Source organism: Nostoc sp. (genome assembly GCF_036917315.1).
In the GTDB taxonomy this organism is placed as follows: Bacteria; Cyanobacteriota; Cyanobacteriia; order Cyanobacteriales; family Nostocaceae; genus Nostoc.
In genome coordinates, this window is record NZ_JBALDR010000039.1 from 62,438 (window position 1) to 80,978 (window position 18,541).

Sequence of the window (18,541 nt, forward strand, 5' to 3'; positions counted from 1 at the left end):
CGTTCAAGTGATTGATTAAATAAACACCAAAGGTTTATCTTTTAAGGGAGCAAAAGCTTCAGCGTCAAACTTATACAAACTAGCTGGACGACCAGCACCTCGTGATACCTTAATTCCGGTATCGCATAAAAAACCTAACTTGAGTAGACGCGCCCGAAAATTAGAATAATCGGAAAAGTTATCACCTAAAACTGTGGTGTATAACTGATATAAATCATTCAAGGTAAACATTTCTGGCAAGACTTCAAAAGCCACTGGGCTATACTCTAATTTATTTCGCAATCGCCTGTGCCCATAGGCCAGAATTTCGTTATGGTCAAAAGCTAATTGCGGCACTTGTTTTACCGGATACCAAGCTATACCTGTCATGCGATCGGCAATTAATTCGGCTTCTTCAAATCGCACTAGGGCAAAGTAACTAACTGATAGATAACGCACACCATAACTATCAGTTGCTTCCCGTGGATCGCGATTCGGCCCGCCAAATGTATACAGCTGTTCTAAATAGAGGTTGTTGACCTTAATTTTCTCTGCCATAATGCGATAGGCGGCATCTTCTAAAGACTCTCCTGGACGTACCAAAGTACCAGGAAGACTCCAATGATTTAAAAATGGTTCTTGCTGTCGCATTACGAGTAGAACTAACAGCCGATTTTGTACAGTATCTACAGAAAAAATTACATTATCAACACCAACCTTGAAATCGGCCAAAGGTTGTTGGTTTAACGAAGTTGAAATCTTTTTTTGTGAACGTCCTGGCATTCGTACAAATGCTCTCGATTAATATAGGCAACTACAGGGGCTGTGAGGGCTTGGGGATCTCCATGTTCGCGGTACGCTGTTGAGGAAACATCTAGACCGGTCAGACTAGCGATCGCAATTTTCCCTCCCAGCTTTTGCACTACCTCTGAACTAGATTCATCTATTGCATATCCGGGTCGCGGTACAATCAGTAGTTGCACTTCCTGTAACAAATCTTCAATGCGATACCAACGTGGTAGCTGAGTGAGTAAATCTGAACCAACGATCAAAGTTAATTCAGCGTCTTCACCCCAAGTAAGCTTCGCTTTTTCAACTGTTTCCAGCGTTCTGAAGCTACTTAATTCTTGTTCCAAAGCAATATTATGCCGTGGCGCGTCTATATCCGCAATCAACAGTCGCAACATTGCCGCCCGATGTTCTAAGGGTGTTTGATGGGACTTAAATGGATTATCCGCTGCCCAAACAGCTACCCAATCATAACGCTCAGACAACCAACTCAGAATTTTTTGATGTCCCGCAGTTGGTGGATCGGCACTAGTACCAAACAAAGCAATTTTCATACTAATTCGTAATTCGTAATTAAGTAAGTCGGTGAAAAAGTACTTTTACCTCTGTGTACTCAGCGCCTCTGCGGTTCGTTTCTTCGTTTCCTCTGTCAACTGTTGCAGTGCAGCAGAAATTTCCACTTCTACAGCCACCGGATGATCCAAACGCCGTGTTTCCTCTGGCAAACTGGCAACTGAGGCAGCGGTACGTTGACGAATTGTTGCCAACGATTCCAACGGCTGTATCCGTTCACCCTCTTGCACTACTAACTGCAACAAAGGTTCTTCTTCCAGAAAACTTTCACCTAAGAGTCCCAACCTGTCGGCTTTTACGTTACCTCCCGCAAACGAGCGAAAAATCTGCTTGCGTCCTGGATAAGTAACTTTACCACTAGACTGCTTCATCACTGGGATGCCATCAATGTCTACAAGTTTATAAACTCCATTGACAGGCGAACCTGTAACTAATCGCGTTCCCAGTCCGTAACCATCAATTTGCGCCCCAGCAGCTTTTAATCTAGCAATTTCCCACTCATCCAAGTCACCACTAGCAAAAATTGGCACACCAGGAAGGAGCGATCGCACCTGTTTTGATAAGGTAACTAAATCTCCTGAGTCCAATCGCACTCCTGTTAGTTGCATTTCCCCGGAATTTACTTTTTCGGCCAAGCGCTGGGCAGCAGCAATGGTATCGTAAGTATCAATCAGCAATGGCGCGCCCGGAAAATAGCGATGAAATGCACTAAAAGCTTGTTCTTCAGTGCCTTCTATTGCTGACAATGCCATCACCAAGGCGTGTGCCATCGTACCACTTGGCTTTTGTCCCAGTTGTAGCGCTGCTAACACATTGGAAGTGGAATCTAACCCACCCGCCAACGCCGCCCGCGCCGCCCACAAAGACCCTTGGGGACTAAATGCTCGTCTGGTGCCAAATTCTAAAAGTGTTGCTGATTCCCCCGCAATATCCCGCAACCGGGCTGCTTTTGTGGCAATCAAAGTCTGGTAATTAATCGTATTTAAGAGGTAAGTTTCCACTAGCTGCGCTTGCCAAAGAGGTGCTTCCACCCGCAACAGTGGTTGATTGGCAAACACAGCTGTCCCTTCTGGTACTGCCCAAACGTCACCCGTAAACTTTCCCTCAGCTAAAAGTGACCAAAAGCGATCGCCTGCGTGAGCAAAAATTCCTGTTGCCTGTAATGCCGCAATTTGCGCGGAACTAAAGCGGATTTTGGCTAAATATTCCAATGCTTGCGTTAGCCCCATTGCAATCAAATAACCAAAACCCTCGGGCAATCTTCTGACAGACAATTCAAAGCTTGCCCGTCGTTGTTCTATACCTTCGCCTGTGTAACAAGCTGCCATTGTTAACTGGTAAAGGTCGGTCAGCAAGCTGTAGTCATCGGCAGAAAGGTTTAGTTCCTGGTTCTGCTGGCTTTGCTGTTTATATACATAGTCCAAATCTGGCAAAGTTGTCATGCAAGAGCTTCCTTACAAGATGCTTCTTTTATTTATGGTAATATTTACCATAAATAATGTCAACTCCCTAGAAGTATATTGTCTGAGATTGCCGTAGAACAGTATATTTATCGGTAGCTTAATACTAACTTCATCAAATACTTAATATATTTTAATAGTGATAGCGCGTAATAATGTTAATTAGAGCGAGTGGCTAATCAAGGAAAATAAGATCCTGTCAGAGAAAGTTTGTTTTGCTTCGCTATTTTCCCAAATGGGTTGAAAGAAACAACTATGTTACAATTAGAATCGAAGGGAAAAGTTTGATTTTTTGACAAGCTAAAGTATTGCGAAGTTATCTGAATAAACATTGCATATATTCTCAATATATTGAGAATATGAGCAAGGCTTGAATATTAGGATTAGAGTATAGGCATCACCATTAAAGCGACTCAAAAAGAAGGAGTCCAAATATTATGGATATTTCCAAAATCATTGCGAACATAACCCAGTATATTTCTGAAGCTGCAATGCGGATTTTTGGCCCTAATGATGACGCTTATCCTGCTACAGGCGTACAACCTTTTACAGGTGAGCCTTACGATGAACGTACAGATGATAATTGGTAAATTATTGAATAATGATAAGCATACTGAGACTAAAATCATTGTCCAGCAAAGCTTTTATCATAAAAAGGTTTAATTAATCAAACTGGAGTTCTAAGTAAGTGAAGTGGGCGTGAATAATTAAAGGTTTAAGGTTTATAGTAAGCGGCTCTAGCTCTGAAAATATGGCTGGAGCCGCTTACTATAAACCAATTTTATTAGTTTTACATTGCTTAACATAGTTTGATTGATTTTTGCCCACCTTTCCCGACGCGGGAAGGAGGAAAATTTCAAAGCCTCTCCCCTTTTCTATCCATTACCCGGATCTTTCTTAACATTGTTGTAAGGCAGACTGTGAAAGGATGACAGAATTAAACAACGGCAGAATGATTGACTTTAGAGACAAAAGATGTGCGATCGCGTAGCGTGCCGGAGGCAATCGTTAACGACAAACATCATCTGGAGAATCTCAGTGGAGAAGTTCCCAGGTAGCAGCAATGTCGTGTAATCGCCGCAATCCACACCAAATGGTTTTCACTCCAGGTTCACCATCGCCTTTGCGACCTAAAAAGCCACCAAGACGGGCAATCATCCGTACTGCTTGGTGTAAAGATGGTGGTGTGTCAGGTGGAATAGGATTTTGATTAATAGTGGCGCATAAAGATTGCCATTCACTTTTTTCTAAAATAGTGTCACATGGCAACTCAGGATTAACTCGTGCTTCATAAGTCAGCCATAATAAACGCCATGCCACGATGGAAAAAGTTGCCAATGCCATATTTATACGACGAGCAGTTTCCAGTTGTAATTTTTCAATTCCACAGCCACTTTTTAAGGCATAGTGATAGCGTTCAATCAACCAACGATATGTGTACCATTTCACGTAACGTGCCGCATCTTCTAAACCATTAATCTTCAGGCTAGTAATTAACAACCAACTAATTGGATTAATGCCTGATGGTGGGTTTTCCTCAAGTGCCAAAATCACTTGTAATTTTACGGATTTTATCTGCGAACGCCCAATGTGATGTAATGGTACTTGGATATCGAAACTTGTAAACCGAATTGTTAAATTCGCGCTTCTAGCACTATGCTCTGGACTACGTTTAACTTCAACCGCCAGTCTACCGCATGGTTCTGTTTGTCTGATGGCAAGGTGTAGATATTTGCTAGCGTGGTCTACTTTGCGATTGTGAGTACCGCGAATTAGTAAATGTGAATTTTCTGGGCGTTTGAGGCTGAATAAGTCAAATATATCTGCCTCGGAATCGCCGATTGTCACTACTTGAATCTCTTTTGGGATCAATGTTTGTGTTGCTGATAATCCATCTAACCAGCGTTGACTTTCTTTGTCTTGTGTTTCCCTTTGACGACGTTTTTTTGCAATTCCTAGATTTTCGGGTTCTCTGGCCCAAACTTGTTGATTAATAATTCCCAGTGGGACTCCATTAATTGTTGCTGCAAATGTTGAATGTACCTTTAATCCTGATGATTTTCTATGGTCGAGATAACCAAGACCACTGGTTGCTGGATGGTCTGTTAAATCTATATTTGTTGTGTCTTGAATTGCCAATATTACATCATGGTCTTTAACTCTTTCTATTGTGCTTTTGATGTGGGCATTACGGATATCTGATGGCTGAAAATACGGTGAATTCCAAAAATCATACGCTGCACTTGTCGCCGCTATGTCTCCACAAGCTTGTGGTACGCTACTGGCTGGCTGGGCTGCCAAATCTTCTACAATACGTACTAACCGCTTGTTTCTCCTCGCATCCCCTAAGTCTGCTTGTTGCAATTCTGACTCTGCCCATTTTTGCATGATGCACCATCACCCGCAACTATACTTTCTCTCAAAACTATACCTATAAACCGTTTCGGTCTAATTTTAAGTATTTTGTCTGTTTGTTAAGAAAGATCCGGGTAATGAATAGCCTTTTAGAGGAGAGAGGAATGGAAGTGAGGTTTTCCAGATACTGTCAAAAGTCAGAGCAATTTTAAGTTGGCAAACTACTCAAAGCGATCGCATCTTATACCATTTCACTCAATGAGAGATCGCCCAGCCGTAAAGATTTGTTGTACCGTTAGTTGCATTAATTTTATTTATCTTTATATTTAGAGGGAAAAATGAATAAGATTTATTTTTGGAAAAGTGATTTTGCCTTGACTTTTAAATTTTTGGTACCGATAGCTCCTGCTGCACACTTGGTTACTTTACTTGGACTGCTGCTCGGAGTACATCAAACGGCATCTGCTACGACGATTACGTTTGAGAAAGCATCTGTAGGGACACTATCAACCTATACTGAATCTGGTTTTACAACTTCGGTAGTTTCTGGCCCTTGGGTTGCAATTGACTCATACGGGAATCCGGCTCCCTTCATAGAGTTTACGAATGAGGCTGGTCAGAACCCTCTGGCTGCAACAATTCAAATTACAAACGATGACTCCACGTTTAAATTCAACTCGGTCGATCTTTACTCCAGCGTGACACCAATCCCATATGTAATAACGGGATTGTTGAATTCAACGCCAGTATTTTCTTTTGAAGGTACGGTTCCAAACACTTTTGGTAATTTTCAAACTGTGGTCAACTCGAACTCGAATTATTTAATCGACAGCCTGACAATCTCTCTAACTAACCCGGCAGCAACGTGTTGCTCTAATCCTATGGGGCTTGATAATATTACTGTGACACCCATTTCCACTACTTCAGTTCCGGAGCCAAATAGTTCTCTATTTTTTTTACTGGGACTTCCATTTGTCGCTTGGCTTCGTCGAGCGACATCTGACTCCTCGCTCAACAATCCGTAGAGACAAAAAAATTGTCTTGAATGCTTGAATCTATAGCGTATAATCCTAATTTGTCGATGTAGCTTTTTCTGTCTTTTCTTCTTCTGTGTCGTCGTTCTAAAGATTTGAGAAGTTTAGATGGGGGCAATGCGATGCAAGTGAGGTCAACCAAAAAATGGAGCGATCGCTAATGAGTGTCATCGCTACTCACCGTAATGGCTAATAAATTCATCAACGGTTAGAACTTTTGAGGCTGATTGAACCATTGTGATTATTCCCAAAAATCCTAGAGTGTACGTAAGTCCTAATATAATTCAACCCACCTACTTAAGATAAAGGCGTGAGTTTTTTCCTCACGCCTTTTTATTTAAACTTTTCGATTACCGATTGCTAAGAGTTCCAGAATCGCTCCATTTGTCCAGCCGAAACCAACTTCGTTAGAACTATATCCAAAAGAGATTTCGTCGGAAACGTTTGCAGAACGGCGCTCAACATCATATTTCTCAACTAGGGTATTGTGACGCTCGAATTCTTTAACTACCATAGCGAGAAATTTATTGGCAATGCGATCGCCTTCTGTATGATACCCGTAGCGGTGAAGTCCCTGGACGGCAACTAATGTCAATGGTGCCCAGCCCAGGGGAGCATCCCACTGGTTGCCGGTGACACGAGTACTGGTAAAAATTCCGCCTGGGGCTTCAAACAAAGAGAGATTTTCCGCGACTCGCCGGGCTTGGGTTGGAGAAGCAATTCCCAGCCACAGAGGATAGAAGGTGGTAGCAAATTCGTAGCGACGGCGTTTTCCACTCTGGAAATGATAGTCGAAATATAATCCTTGTTCTTCATCCCAAAGAAATTCATCGATCCGATCGCGGCGGATATCTGCACGATCGTTCCATTGTTGTTCCAGTTGTTCGTTGCCGAAAATATGGTTAATTTTCGCTAAATCTTGTTCTACCTGATACAGCAAACTATTGAGGCACACAGGAGCGTAGTGGAGGATATCAGCGCTGAAGGGGCCAAATCGGTTGGTGATATCAAAACCGGACTCGCGCATAGTGCGATCGCTTTTGTAAAATAGATTGGTCAGTTCGTCATTTTCGCGATCGTAGTAAAGATTGACATCGTAATCTTCAACCTCAAAGGTTTGGTAATATTCCTTGACGCGATCGTAGTGGCTTTTTCCCTCTTCATCTCGCTCGGAAAACAAAACTTCTGGCGCCGGGCCTTCCCCAAAGGCATAAAATCTGGATAAGCCGGTTGCAGCATTCAGATGGGGCGGTACTACCCAGTAATAATAAAATTGCTCTAACAGCGGTACAGTTGTCCTCAACCACTCTTCATCTTGGGTGTGCTGGAATAACGCCAAAACCATCATACTCAGGACAGGGGGCTGCGATCGCGACAGCATATAAGTCCGGTTGGCGTTGAGGATGATGCCGTAATGTTGTACTTGGTAGAGCAATTGATCGACTTGACTTTGTGCTAGCTCCAATTCTCCATCGTGCAAAAGTCCTAGTAATATAAAGTAGCTGTCCCAGCCATACATTTCGTTGAAGCGACCACCTGGTACGACATAAGGCCCTGGTAGGTATAGTAACCCATGCTCTTTAATTGCTTCCGCTTCTGCTGGCAAAGTGCGAATTTCTAGCTGTTGCATATCTTTTGGAGATAGCGATCGCTCTAACACAGTCTGAATATTGGGACAATCTTCTGAGGGTGAAATGTAGACGATCCAAGGAGTGTCTTTTTTGTGGTCTAGTTTAGTGTCTTTTGCAGATTGTAATAAGTGTTCGTGCGATCGCGTTAAAGTTTTCCACGTTTTTTTGATATGGAGGCGCACGGCGTCAATCTGTGCGGTGGTAAGTGCAGGTGGAGTGTCGGTATAAGCTGGAGCTGGAGTAGTCATAATTCATCTCAAAACTCAAAATGGGGGCTGGGGAATAGAGGCTAAGGACTAAAAACAGGGAGTAGCGCTATCAAGGTGAGTCTGGATGAGACTGCAACTTCTATTTCATTACTAGCTCAGAACTCGCAATTTCGAGATCAGTACTTGGAATTTTCAGAATTTTAAAGGAAGATGAACAAATACGAAATTCAATCTACATATCACCTTGATTTCGCTAAATAGGGAGCAAGAGAGTAAGGCAGAATAGTTTTCTCCCTACTTCCCCTGCTCCCCCTACTCATTTCACGATGAGCTAACTTTTTCGCCTTGTTTTCCCCTCTGCCTCTTTTGCCCAATACCCCTTAATTACTGACTAACAACGCAACTGGAAAATGGGCTAGGGCTGCTGCGATAGATAAGGTTTCTGTAGACTTTAAGGATTGCTGAGTTAGGACGTTTTTCCAGGTGTGAGAAGTTCCAGAGGGTAATTGCAGATGCGTATCTTGCCAAACTGACTCACCCAAGGGATTGTCTCCAGGCTGGATGAGGCTGGTTAAAAAGCGTGGTGCGATCGCGATCGCTGTTTGATTCCCCTCCCGTCGCGCAAAGGCGATAATGTGATTGGCGTAGGTTCCCTGAACTTCTAACGGTAAATAATCGCCATCCTGGAATAAGGAGACATAGTTTGTTCTAGCTTGGAGTAATTGAGCCGTTAAAAACAGTTTGATTCTGCCGTCTGTTTTGTCGTTTAGTAACTCCTGAATTAGTCCGAGAATATCTGTTTTTGCCTGTTCGCGGATGGCGCTTAAGTAAGTACGTCGCTGTTCAAAATCCACGGGACGGCGATTGTCTGGATCTACTAGACTCAGTTCCCAAAGTTCCGTTCCTTGGTATAAGTCGGGTACGCCGGGTGCGGTAATCTTCAGTAGAGTTTGGGAAAGGGAATTGAAGATACCATACTCTGCAATTCGCTGTTGAAAGGGACGAAAAGCTTCTAGAAATTCCCTGGAGATGGCAGGATCTAGTACTTTCTCAATAAAGGAGGTACAAGCTTCTTCATACTCGCTATCAGGTCGCAACCATGCTGTATGCACCTTCGCTTCTCGAATTGCTTTAATTATATAATCCTTCACCCGTTCCACGAAGGATGCATGTTCGCGTTCGGCAAAGGGAAACGCCCCTACTAGGGTTTGATAGAGAAAATACTCATCGTTGCGATCGGGCATCGCAAACCCGTGGCGATCGCTCCGATGTCCTCGATTAATGGCACTCCAGGTATTTACCTGCTGATCCCATTCATTAGGGAGTTCTGAGAGGACATTCAACCTGGCTCGCACATCTTCGCCGCGTTTGGTGTCGTGGGTGGCGGTGGTGTTCATTGTGTGAGGCCAGGTTTCTTGGTGCTGTTTGTTAAAGGCATGAAATTTTGCTAATTCAATGCCAAAATGTCCGGGATTTCCCCCGACTTCATTCAGCGACAGCAACCGATTGTAAACATATAATGTGGTGTCTTCTACGCCTTTTGCCATTAGCGGGCCGCTGTATTGCTGCATTCGCAAGACAAAATATATCCACTGTTCGCGTTCTGTTTGAGTCAGAGAATTATCAAACTCTAGCAGCATTAACTTTTCAATAAAATTCAGTTCGTTCTGCAACAGGGGCACTTGTTCTTTGGCTTGGCGAATTACTTCTTGAATGGTAGCGCGATCGCTATCTCCAATTCCATCGGGTGTAATGTAAGTACGGTAAATTGGGAACAGTGTCAAAACTTCGGCGATCGCTCTTTTTAATCCATTCAGTGTAAAATCATTGCCATAGCGATACTTGCTGGAAACGTTCTTTAACAAAAGAGCCAGATTGTCAATATCACCTGCTAAATTTTTTTCCAAAATCAGGTGCTTTTTATCCTTCACTACCGATGCATAATCTACTCTTGAGCTAATAAAGTTTTGGTAAATTTTATCGAGGGATGATTCATTTTCTGTTTGACAAAATACCCCATTTACATAATTTAAAAAGTCGTATCCAGACGTACCTTCTATTTCCCAGTTTTCCGGCAACTCTTCGGTGAGTTCTAAAATCTTCTCGACGGTGATATAAACATCTCCCATCTTTTCTTGCAGTCTTTCGAGATACTGAATTGGGTTATAAAGTCCATCAATATGGTCAATCCGTAAACCAGTAAATTTACCTTCTTCAACCAGCTTTTGAATTAGGCTGTGGGTATTATTAAAAACCCGCACTTCTTCAACTTTAACGGAAATCAGTTCATTAACAGTAAAGAAACGACGGTAATTCATTTCCTCCGCGCCAACTTTCCAGAAGGCGAGGCGGTAAAACTGGTCGTTTAGTAATTCATCTAGAAGGTTAAAGCTTTCTGAATTACCGGGTTCTCCGTTAAAAGTTTTGATATTTTCGTCAATAAACTCGCGGATGGTATCGTTTGTGGTGTAGAGTTCCCAAAGCAATCCTTTAATAAATGCGATTTGGTCTTGTCGCTGTTTTCCGGCAACTTCTGAGGGCACACTTTTGAGAATGTAGAGAATCCCCAATAGCTTAATAAAATCGGGATGATTGCGTCCGAGTGTGCGCGTGAGTTTACCCAAATTCTGAGTGATAAATTTTGTGTAAGACTCTAACCGGAGTGGCAGTTTCAAGCTGTAATAGTTGACGGTTAAACCGTTTTGTTCGTATTGCAGTTGAATGTGTCCGTTTTCCAGGGATGTACCATAGAAATCTCCCAGCAGAGGAGCGAGAATTCGCTCTTGGCGATCGCCAAAGGGTGCATTCCAAGAAAGGTCGAAGTAATCGGTATAGCTGGAATCTGGGCCGTGTTCCAATACGTCCATCAAGTAATCGTTTTCGCTGCTATAGGCCATGTGGTTGGGCACAATATCTTGTAACCACCCCATACCAAGGGATTGAATTTCTTCAACTAATGCATCAAAGGATTCATTAGTTCCCAGTTCTGGGTTAAGTTGAGTGGCATCTACTATATCGTAGCCGTGGGTACTCCCGGATCTGGCTTTGAAAATGGGGGAAGCATACAAATCGGAAACACCTAAGTCTGCTAGATAAGCTGCGATCGCTTTGGCGTTGTCAAAGCCAAACTGGGGTGTAAACTGAATTCGATAAGTGGCGGTGGGAATTCGCATATTTTTTTAGTAGGGAGTGGGGAGAGACGCGATGAATCGCGTCTGTACAAAGCGGGGAGTAAGGGGGATGAGGTTTTGAGAGTAAACGCTGAACCTTTTAGAGAATATTTGAAAAGTCCTCTTCACGGTAGTGAAACATCCTAGATCCCCCTAAATCCCCCTTAAAAAGGGGGACTTTGATTCCGGTTCCCCTCTTTTTAAGGGGGGTTAGGGGGGATCAATAAGTGCCTAAAACCACAGCCAACTACTTTTCAAACAAGCTTTTAGCTCGAACCTTAAGCCTTATTGCTCGAACCTTAAGCCTTATTGTTTGAACATTAAGCCTATGAATCTGAAACTTTAAGTTCTAACTTTCTCCCTCATCCTTTTTCATAGAGTACTAGACTAGTAGGTTGCAATTTCACTTCTTGGCCCGCAGACAGATGTTCAGCAGTTTCAGAACCATGCCCAGACCATGAGGTATCAGCAGAGTCCAACAATTTATTAGCATTATGCTCAAACGGCAAAGTTACTGTCACTGGCGACGAATTAAAATTCATCACAAATATTATTTCACTCGATTCGCACCAACGGCGCACGATAACTACCTCTTTCTCTTCATCGCTAGTCGCTTTGATGAAATTGCGGTCTTGGTTGAGAAGGGCTGGATGTGTCTTCCGTAAATTAATTAACTGGCGATACCAATCCCAGAGAACTTTGTGCTTACCTTGATTGCGTAATTCCCAGTTGAGTTTAGACTTTAGGAAAGTTTCTGACGATTCGGGATCTGGGGGATCATCTGCGAAGTGAAATGCCTCAAATTCTTGTCTGCGTCCGGCTCGAACTGCTTGAATTAAATCGGGATCGGAGTGACTGACAAAGTAAATGAAGGGTGCTGTTTCGCCGTATTCTTCTCCCATGAACAACAGGGGTAAATTGGGCGACAGTAGCACAGCGCCAGCAGCTAACTTTAATCCCTCAAAAGAGATCCGCTGGCTGAGGCGTTCTCCTTTCATTTGATTGCCGATTTGATCGTGATTTTGAATGCAGACTGTAAACTGCGACAAAGGGCGATCGCGGCAAGATAGACCATGAAATCGTTTGCGATCGGGCGAGTGTTTCCAATCGTAGACAAAAGTATCGCTATAAGCTTTTGCTAAATCAGCACATTTCCCAAAATCTTGATAATATCCTTGGCGATCGCCTGTCAACAGTGCGTACAATGAATGGTGAAAATCATCACTCCACTGAGCATCGAGTCCATATCCACCCAAATCTGCTGGACGAATTATTCGCGGATTATTCAGGTCACTTTCGGCAATTAAATGGCGTTTCCACTTTTGCCCTTGTTGTGACAAATGATGAACTGCTTCCGCCAGTTCCCACAGAAAATGCTTCGCCCCCAAGTCATAAATTGCTTGAATGGCATCCAGGCGCAATGCATCTATGTGGAAGTCGCGCAACCAGTAAAGCGCATTTTCGATAAAATAATTTCGCACACCCTGACTATGGGCATCGTCGAAATTCAGCGCTTCGCCCCAAGGCGTTTTATAGGTTTTAGTAAAGTAGGGCGCGAACTGACTCATATAGTTGCCTTCCGGCCCAAAGTGGTTATACACCACATCCAACACAACGGCAATTCCGTGTTGGTGGCAAGCATTTACCAGTTGCTTCAGTTCGGCTGGGCTACCGTAGGAATTTTGGACAGCATAAGGGTAAACGCCATCATAACCCCAGTTGCGGTATGCAAGAGAAGCTTCAATATGGGTATCTCCCGGAAACTGGGAGATGGGCATGATTTCAATGGCGTTAATTCCCAATTCTTTCAAATCGGGTAAGCGGGGAATAATACCCGTGAAACTTCCTTCAGGCGTGAAAGTTCCAACGTGAACTTCATAGAAAATCATCGACTCCACAGGAATGCCAGTCCACCCTTCATCAGTCCACTCAAACTGTTGATCGACAATTTGAGACGGGCCATGCACCCCTTCAGGTTGATACTGCGATGCGGGATCGGCAAAGTTGTCTTGCCCATTTAAGACATACCGATAAAGCGTGCCCGGATACACATCGTTAATTTTCGTGTGCCAGTATCCCTCAGACTGAGGCTTGAGGGGAATTAACTGCTCTTCAGGCGTCAAAATTTTTACCGTGACGCTCTCTAATAGCGGAGACCAAACTGTAAATTCACACTCTCCGTTCCCCAAGTAGTTAGCACCAATTCTCACGCAGTATCCTCCCATCAGTTCAGTTTGTTGTGCCGAATCATGGCGCGATCGCAAATGTCATTGATTGCACAATGTTTACAAACTACGCCAGATAGCATGATGGTTGGTCTACTGGGCTTTTAGCTAGCACCTGTAGGCGGATTTTTGACCAGAACAAATTCTCTCTAATGACAAATTAAGGAGACAGGAGGTAGGAGGTAGGAGGTAGGAATTTTGAAACCCACGGCGGTGTGCAAAGCCTGGTGTAGCTGCGGTTTCGGTCTATTTAACTTAAGTTGACTTGCAGCTACCATCAACACAGTATGCCGATTGATATGTATTAGAACGCTTACCAAATATGGTGTAGCGGTTATCGCGGATTTGCTCGTAAAAGCGATCGCCTGCCCATTTCATCCCCGGTAAGGCTCGATAAGCGTCTACAAATATACTTCCTGCTGGTAATAACCGCCCAATTTCTTCAGCGGCGTTACTACCTTGCCAACGTCTCTGAGGGTCATTGCCATCTATTAAAATCATTCCCTGTTCGCAGTCTTGGGCTGTAATTCCCCACCGTAAAAGTGTCTGCTCATCTTGCATAGGACTGTAGCGAAACAGCTTTCCTTGGTCTAAGGTTTCTAGCAATTGCACTAGGGTAACGCAGAGATTACAATTTCCGTCGTAGATTACGTAGTAATTCATAAAAATAACGGCTCTTTGGCAATTGAATTGTCGGATGTGTCTGAAACACAACTTTGGTATTCTAGCTTAGAAAACCGTGGCGATCGCTCTTGCTTCACCGAATCAGTCTCCGGTTCAAATATGCATAATGTCGTCTAGCTTAAGTTGTAATTTTGGCAAGACATTAGAAGAAATAGTATCTCCTAAACGATATTGTTGTTGCTGGTACACACCGTTAACTAACTGACAAACCGTAAAGGTTGGTTGTTTGGGATTGCCGATAAACTGCAAACCACCCAAGCCACGAAAATCTACAATCCAATATTCTGGGATATTAAGAAAAGCGTATTCTTCCACTTTCCTTGCATAATCGTCTTGCCAATTAGTACTTACAACTTCAGCAACAAGCTTAATAGTACTGCCGTTACAAATAATCGGTTCTTTTTGCCAGAGTGGTTCTTTACTAAGTTCTGCTTTATCTAAAACAATTACATCAGGACGCAGTACTGTGGCTTCAGCCGCAGGTAGTTTTATCAGACAATTTTTTGGAACTAGCCAGTTAAAATTAGAATTAAAAATTTCGACATAGATTCTACCAGCAATATTACCTGCAATAGCTTCGTGTGGCCCTGTAGGTTCCATGTCTCTTAATTGTCCGTCAATTAATTCGTAGCGTGTATTGTCACCATATTGGGCGATAAATTCCTCGAAGGTGAGTAGTTTGGGCGAGGTGTAGGTCATTATGTTTTGACTTGACGTAGGCTTATTGTAACGAAGGTATTATCAAGCAAAACTACCTTGAGGTGGCTAATTAATTACGTAGGCATAGCCCGCACTTCTCTACGAGACGCTGCACTTCGACTATGCTCTGTTACCAGCCACGCGAACGACAAAGCTCAGTGACCATCGCAGGCATTGCTCTTGTCCCACCAAACCAGTGCGAAGTAGAACAAGGCTGCATTAACATAACGGGTCGATGTATTGGCATAACGGCTCAATGTATTGGCATAACGGGTCGATGTATTGGCATAACGGCTCAATGTATTGGCATAACGGCTCAATGTATTGGCATAACGGCTCAATGTATTGGCATAACGGCTCAATGTATTGGCATAACAGGTTGATGTATTAACATTGCAGGACGATGCATCAAGTCAAACATCGCCCCCAGTTTCCAGTTATCATGCCTTTGGAATGGTATTTGCTTAGTTTTTTTTCATTAATGAGAAAATATTCATGAGATACAAACTCTTGGGCAAAAGCGGGTTAAGAGTCTCTGAACTCTCCTTGGGAACCATGACCTTTGGTGAAGATTGGGGTTGGGGTGCATCTGTTGACGAAAGTCGGAAAATCTTTGATAGCTATGCAGAAGCAGGGGGAAATTTCATTGACACCGCCAACGGTTATACCGATGGTAGCAGTGAAAAAATTGTTGGCGATTTGATTGCTAAAGAACGCGAACGTTTTGTAGTTGCGACAAAATATTCCTTTCCCTTGCGGATGAATGATAAAAAGGGCGACCCTAACGCCAGTGGAAACCATCGCAAGAATTTAATTCAATCTTTGGAAGGTAGTCTGAAACGGCTGAATACCGATTACATTGATTTATTCTGGTTGCACGCTTGGGATTTCACAACACCGATTGAAGAAGTCTTGCGATCGCTTGATGATGTCGTGCGTCAAGGTAAAGTACTTTACATCGGCATTTCTGACACACCCGCTTGGATCGTTTCCCAAGCAAATACCATCGCCCATTATCAAGGATGGACGCAGTTTGTCGCCCTGCAAATTGAGTATAGTTTGATTCAGCGAACACCAGAACGAGATTTGCTACCCCTGGCTAAAGCTTTCGATTTAGCAGTAACACCGTGGTCGCCCTTGGGTGGTGGTGTGTTGACAGGCAAGTATAATCGGTCTCCTCAAGGAGGCGCTGAACAAGGACGACTCGAAACTTTGGGCGGAGGGATTTCTGAGAAGAATTTAGCGATCGCTGAAGTTGTTAGTCAAGTTGCGGCAGAAATTGGCCATACACCTTCACAGGTAGCATTAGCTTGGTTACGCGCTCAAAGTGGTGTGATTATTCCGATTATTGGCGCACGTAAGTTAACGCAGTTTCAAGATAACTTAGCTTCTTTAGAAGTTAGCCTCTCGCCAGAACATCTGCAACGGTTAGATGAAGTCAGTCAAATTGAACTGGGTTTTCCCCATGACTTTTTGCACAATGATGATATTCGCGATCGCCTTTTCGGTGGTACATTTAATACAATAGATAACCATCGCATCTGACTGATAGTCATATACAGTAACACATTCAGCCATTAATATAATCTGTCGTCAGAGAGTTTCGCACAGGCAACTAAAATCTGTAAAGTTAGATGCAAAAGGCATTAACGTAGAACTATGAGCGACAACACCATTACATCACGTTTGTACCCCACTCGTATTGACATTCCCGCTGAAGCGCGAGTGCAAATCGTGGTACTTCTCAACCAAAGCTTGGCAGCTACTTCGGATCTAAAAACCCAAGCAAAGCAAGCGCACTGGAATGTAAAAGGAACTGACTTCTATCAGCTACACCTATTATTTGATGAACTTGCTGGGGAATTAGAAGGATACATCGATATGGTAGCTGAACGCGTTACAGCTTTAGGCGGATACGCTTTTGGAACAGCCCGCGCCGCAGCTAGTAATTCGATCCTGCCAGAATATCCCTTAGATATTTTGGATGGTAAAGACCATGTGACAGCCTTGTCAGATCGTTACGCACTCTATGCTAAACATCTCCGGGAAGCGATCGATAAAACCGATGAATTAGGCGACCTCGATACTGCTGACCTTTACACCGAAATTTCCCGCGCCATTGACAAACGACTCTGGTTCTTAGAAGCTCATCTGCAAGTAGCAGAAATTAAGGCAGAGAATGGCAAAGCGGCTACTACTAAAACTCAAAAGATACCTGCTGGCGTCAAATAAGTACTTTTGAGAGACACTTGATTTAATAATAGGGTGCATTAGACTAAAGTTTAATGCACCCTATTGGCGTGACACAGCTAAAACATTGCAAAAAAATTTATAGGTTGGGTTGAGGAACGAAAGCCAACACTCCGATCGATGTTGGCTTTCGTGTTGCTCAACCCAACCTACATTTAATGAACTATTTTATCCTTGCCACGCCACTAGCAGCTAATCTTGTTGTGCAAAACTTGAAATTGCAGTAATTTAGTATTCAAAAAGTGTATTTTATTCACTTAAAAATATCTTTCAAATTTCACAGTATCTTTTTGGTAAGTACGCCACTTTTAAGTGCGTACTTTTCATTTTATATGTATATACTTTACTATTTAAATAGTTACAAATTAGGTCTAATCAACCAGAATTCTAAACTTTGAATTCTAAATTCTTCTAAAAACAATTAACAACGAGGTAAATTTATGTCTCAAAATACAATTACCCACTTAATTCACGATCGCAATGCCCGTGGTCACGCGAAAATGGGCTGGCTCGATAGTTATCACACATTTTCCTTCGGTAGTTTTTACGATCCGAACCGCATGGGATTTCGCTCTCTGCGAGTGATAAACGACGATCGCGTCGCCCCTGGTGCTGGATTCCCTACCCACAGCCATCGTGATATGGAAATCCTCACTTATGTCTTAGAAGGTGCTGTAGAGCATAAAGACAGCTTGGGTACTGGATCGGTAATTCGTCCCGGTGATGCACAGATTATGAGCGCTGGTACTGGAATCAGTCACAGTGAATTTAATCCTTCGCCAGATGAACCACTACACTTGCTACAAATCTGGATTCTTCCCGATCGAGAAGGAATAACGCCAAGATACGAACAAAAATCTTTTCCTCTCGAAGAAAAACGCGGCAAATTACGCTTAATTGCTGCTAAAGATGGGCGCGATGGTGCTGTGACAATTCACCAAGATGTTGATTTATACACATCTGTTTTAGAGTCAGGTGATGTTGTTAATTATCAAGTCAAACCCGGTCGTTATGCCTGGTTACAAATAGCGCAAGGCATAGTCGATTTAAATGGTGAAGAACTCAGAGCCGGCGATGGTGTACAAATCAACGGCGAAGAACAGCTAGAAATTAGCACCAACATCGGCGGCGAAATCTTGCTTTTCGATTTAGGCTAATATCTCCTTTCTCTGTTAAAAGGCTCATCTAAATGAGCCTTTTTCTCAGAATATTACCTTTACTAGTTAAGTATGTTTGCGGGTTGCGTGAAGGCAAAGAATATCCTGGAAATGCTAGCAGAACGTCTCAGAGGTTGTTTGAAAAGTAGTTGGCTGTATGTTTGCACTTATTGATCCCCCCTAACCCCCCTTCAAAAGGGGGGAACCGGAATCAAAGTCCCCCTTTTTAAGGGCAGGGCTGTTTCATTCCCTAAAACAGGTAAAATTGCAAGTGTTGAGGGGATAAAAATCATGGGTACTTCTCTGATTGAACATTTGCGACAAGT

Annotated in this window: 15 protein-coding genes; 6 read left to right on the forward strand and 9 right to left on the reverse strand. The window is 43.1% G+C overall.

Annotated features, from left to right (window positions below; genetic code table 11):
* Nucleotides 1-15: 15 nt before the first annotated feature.
* From V7K84_RS17390 to V7K84_RS17400, 3 genes are read right to left on the reverse strand one after another with little or no spacing between them, the layout of a single operon-like run.
* The gene (locus tag V7K84_RS17390) at nt 16-762 is read right to left on the reverse strand and encodes an NUDIX hydrolase (protein WP_334839824.1); all 747 of its coding nucleotides are present in this window, start codon (nt 760-762) and stop codon (nt 16-18) included.
* Nucleotides 723-1,322, reverse strand: a complete 600-nt coding sequence (locus V7K84_RS17395; RefSeq protein ID WP_334839826.1) for a nicotinate-nucleotide adenylyltransferase — start codon at nt 1,320-1,322, stop codon at nt 723-725. The genes V7K84_RS17390 and V7K84_RS17395 overlap by 40 nt, the downstream gene beginning before the upstream one ends.
* A gap of 45 nt (nt 1,323-1,367) precedes the next feature.
* Nucleotides 1,368-2,783: a nicotinate phosphoribosyltransferase gene (locus V7K84_RS17400; protein WP_334839827.1), complete on the reverse strand. Its 1,416-nt coding sequence runs from the start codon at nt 2,781-2,783 to the stop codon at nt 1,368-1,370.
* A 455-nt stretch (nt 2,784-3,238) separates the two neighbouring features.
* Here V7K84_RS17400 and V7K84_RS17405 point away from each other — a divergent pair, with 455 nt between their 5' ends.
* Nucleotides 3,239-3,391 (forward strand): hypothetical protein, encoded by a 153-nt coding sequence (locus tag V7K84_RS17405; protein WP_334839828.1) that lies wholly within the window; start codon nt 3,239-3,241, stop codon nt 3,389-3,391.
* Between the two features lie 445 nt (nt 3,392-3,836).
* On the opposite strand, the gene V7K84_RS17410 is transcribed toward V7K84_RS17405, so the two are convergent.
* On the reverse strand, nt 3,837-5,189 hold the full coding sequence (locus V7K84_RS17410) for an IS4 family transposase (RefSeq protein WP_334839829.1): 1,353 nt from the start codon (nt 5,187-5,189) through the stop codon (nt 3,837-3,839).
* Between the two features lie 305 nt (nt 5,190-5,494).
* Here V7K84_RS17410 and V7K84_RS17415 point away from each other — a divergent pair, with 305 nt between their 5' ends.
* Complete coding sequence (locus V7K84_RS17415) at nt 5,495-6,181, forward strand: hypothetical protein (protein WP_334839831.1); 687 nt, start codon at nt 5,495-5,497, stop codon at nt 6,179-6,181.
* Nucleotides 6,182-6,527: 346 nt separating this feature from the next.
* On the opposite strand, the gene V7K84_RS17420 is transcribed toward V7K84_RS17415, so the two are convergent.
* From V7K84_RS17420 to V7K84_RS17440, 5 genes are all read right to left on the reverse strand, one after another.
* Nucleotides 6,528-8,069, reverse strand: a complete 1,542-nt coding sequence (locus V7K84_RS17420) for a trehalase family glycosidase (RefSeq protein WP_334839832.1) — start codon at nt 8,067-8,069, stop codon at nt 6,528-6,530.
* A 341-nt stretch (nt 8,070-8,410) separates the two neighbouring features.
* Nucleotides 8,411-11,203, reverse strand: coding sequence for a malto-oligosyltrehalose synthase (treY, locus tag V7K84_RS17425; protein ID WP_334839833.1), 2,793 nt, complete (start codon nt 11,201-11,203; stop codon nt 8,411-8,413).
* 359 nt (nt 11,204-11,562) lie between these two features.
* Nucleotides 11,563-13,410 (reverse strand): malto-oligosyltrehalose trehalohydrolase, encoded by a 1,848-nt coding sequence (gene treZ / locus V7K84_RS17430; RefSeq protein WP_334839845.1) that lies wholly within the window; start codon nt 13,408-13,410, stop codon nt 11,563-11,565.
* Between the two features lie 270 nt (nt 13,411-13,680).
* The gene (locus V7K84_RS17435; protein WP_334839835.1) at nt 13,681-14,088 is read right to left on the reverse strand and encodes a thiol-disulfide oxidoreductase DCC family protein; all 408 of its coding nucleotides are present in this window, start codon (nt 14,086-14,088) and stop codon (nt 13,681-13,683) included.
* 114 nt (nt 14,089-14,202) lie between these two features.
* Entirely contained in the window at nt 14,203-14,808 is a 606-nt protein-coding gene (locus V7K84_RS17440; protein ID WP_334839836.1) for a Uma2 family endonuclease, read from the reverse strand.
* Between the two features lie 158 nt (nt 14,809-14,966).
* Between V7K84_RS17440 and V7K84_RS17445 the strand changes: the two genes are divergently transcribed.
* From V7K84_RS17445 to V7K84_RS17460, 4 genes are all read left to right on the forward strand, one after another.
* The gene (locus V7K84_RS17445) at nt 14,967-15,191 is read left to right on the forward strand and encodes a hypothetical protein (protein ID WP_334839837.1); all 225 of its coding nucleotides are present in this window, start codon (nt 14,967-14,969) and stop codon (nt 15,189-15,191) included.
* Nucleotides 15,192-15,303: 112 nt separating this feature from the next.
* Entirely contained in the window at nt 15,304-16,353 is a 1,050-nt protein-coding gene (locus V7K84_RS17450) for an aldo/keto reductase (RefSeq protein ID WP_334839839.1), read from the forward strand.
* Between the two features lie 114 nt (nt 16,354-16,467).
* Nucleotides 16,468-17,040: a DNA starvation/stationary phase protection protein Dps gene (dps, locus tag V7K84_RS17455; RefSeq protein ID WP_334839840.1), complete on the forward strand. Its 573-nt coding sequence runs from the start codon at nt 16,468-16,470 to the stop codon at nt 17,038-17,040.
* Between the two features lie 458 nt (nt 17,041-17,498).
* The gene (locus V7K84_RS17460; RefSeq protein WP_334839842.1) at nt 17,499-18,215 is read left to right on the forward strand and encodes a pirin family protein; all 717 of its coding nucleotides are present in this window, start codon (nt 17,499-17,501) and stop codon (nt 18,213-18,215) included.
* The last annotated feature ends 326 nt before the right edge of the window (nt 18,216-18,541 follow it).

Bases quoted from the DNA above. Each gene is read 5' to 3' on its own strand.
- V7K84_RS17390 (WP_334839824.1), bottom strand. From the start codon at position 762: ATGCCAGGACGTTCACAAAAAAAGATTTCAACTTCGTTAAACCAACAA.
- V7K84_RS17395 (WP_334839826.1), bottom strand. From the start codon at position 1,322: ATGAAAATTGCTTTGTTTGGTACTAGTGCCGATCCACCAACTGCGGGA.
- V7K84_RS17400 (WP_334839827.1), bottom strand. From the start codon at position 2,783: ATGACAACTTTGCCAGATTTGGACTATGTATATAAACAGCAAAGCCAG.
- V7K84_RS17405 (WP_334839828.1), top strand. From the start codon at position 3,239: ATGGATATTTCCAAAATCATTGCGAACATAACCCAGTATATTTCTGAA.
- V7K84_RS17410 (WP_334839829.1), bottom strand. From the start codon at position 5,189: ATGCAAAAATGGGCAGAGTCAGAATTGCAACAAGCAGACTTAGGGGAT.
- V7K84_RS17415 (WP_334839831.1), top strand. From the start codon at position 5,495: ATGAATAAGATTTATTTTTGGAAAAGTGATTTTGCCTTGACTTTTAAA.
- V7K84_RS17420 (WP_334839832.1), bottom strand. From the start codon at position 8,069: ATGACTACTCCAGCTCCAGCTTATACCGACACTCCACCTGCACTTACC.
- treY (WP_334839833.1), bottom strand. From the start codon at position 11,203: ATGCGAATTCCCACCGCCACTTATCGAATTCAGTTTACACCCCAGTTT.
- V7K84_RS17435 (WP_334839835.1), bottom strand. From the start codon at position 14,088: ATGAATTACTACGTAATCTACGACGGAAATTGTAATCTCTGCGTTACC.
- V7K84_RS17440 (WP_334839836.1), bottom strand. From the start codon at position 14,808: ATGACCTACACCTCGCCCAAACTACTCACCTTCGAGGAATTTATCGCC.
- V7K84_RS17450 (WP_334839839.1), top strand. From the start codon at position 15,304: ATGAGATACAAACTCTTGGGCAAAAGCGGGTTAAGAGTCTCTGAACTC.
- dps (WP_334839840.1), top strand. From the start codon at position 16,468: ATGAGCGACAACACCATTACATCACGTTTGTACCCCACTCGTATTGAC.
- V7K84_RS17460 (WP_334839842.1), top strand. From the start codon at position 17,499: ATGTCTCAAAATACAATTACCCACTTAATTCACGATCGCAATGCCCGT.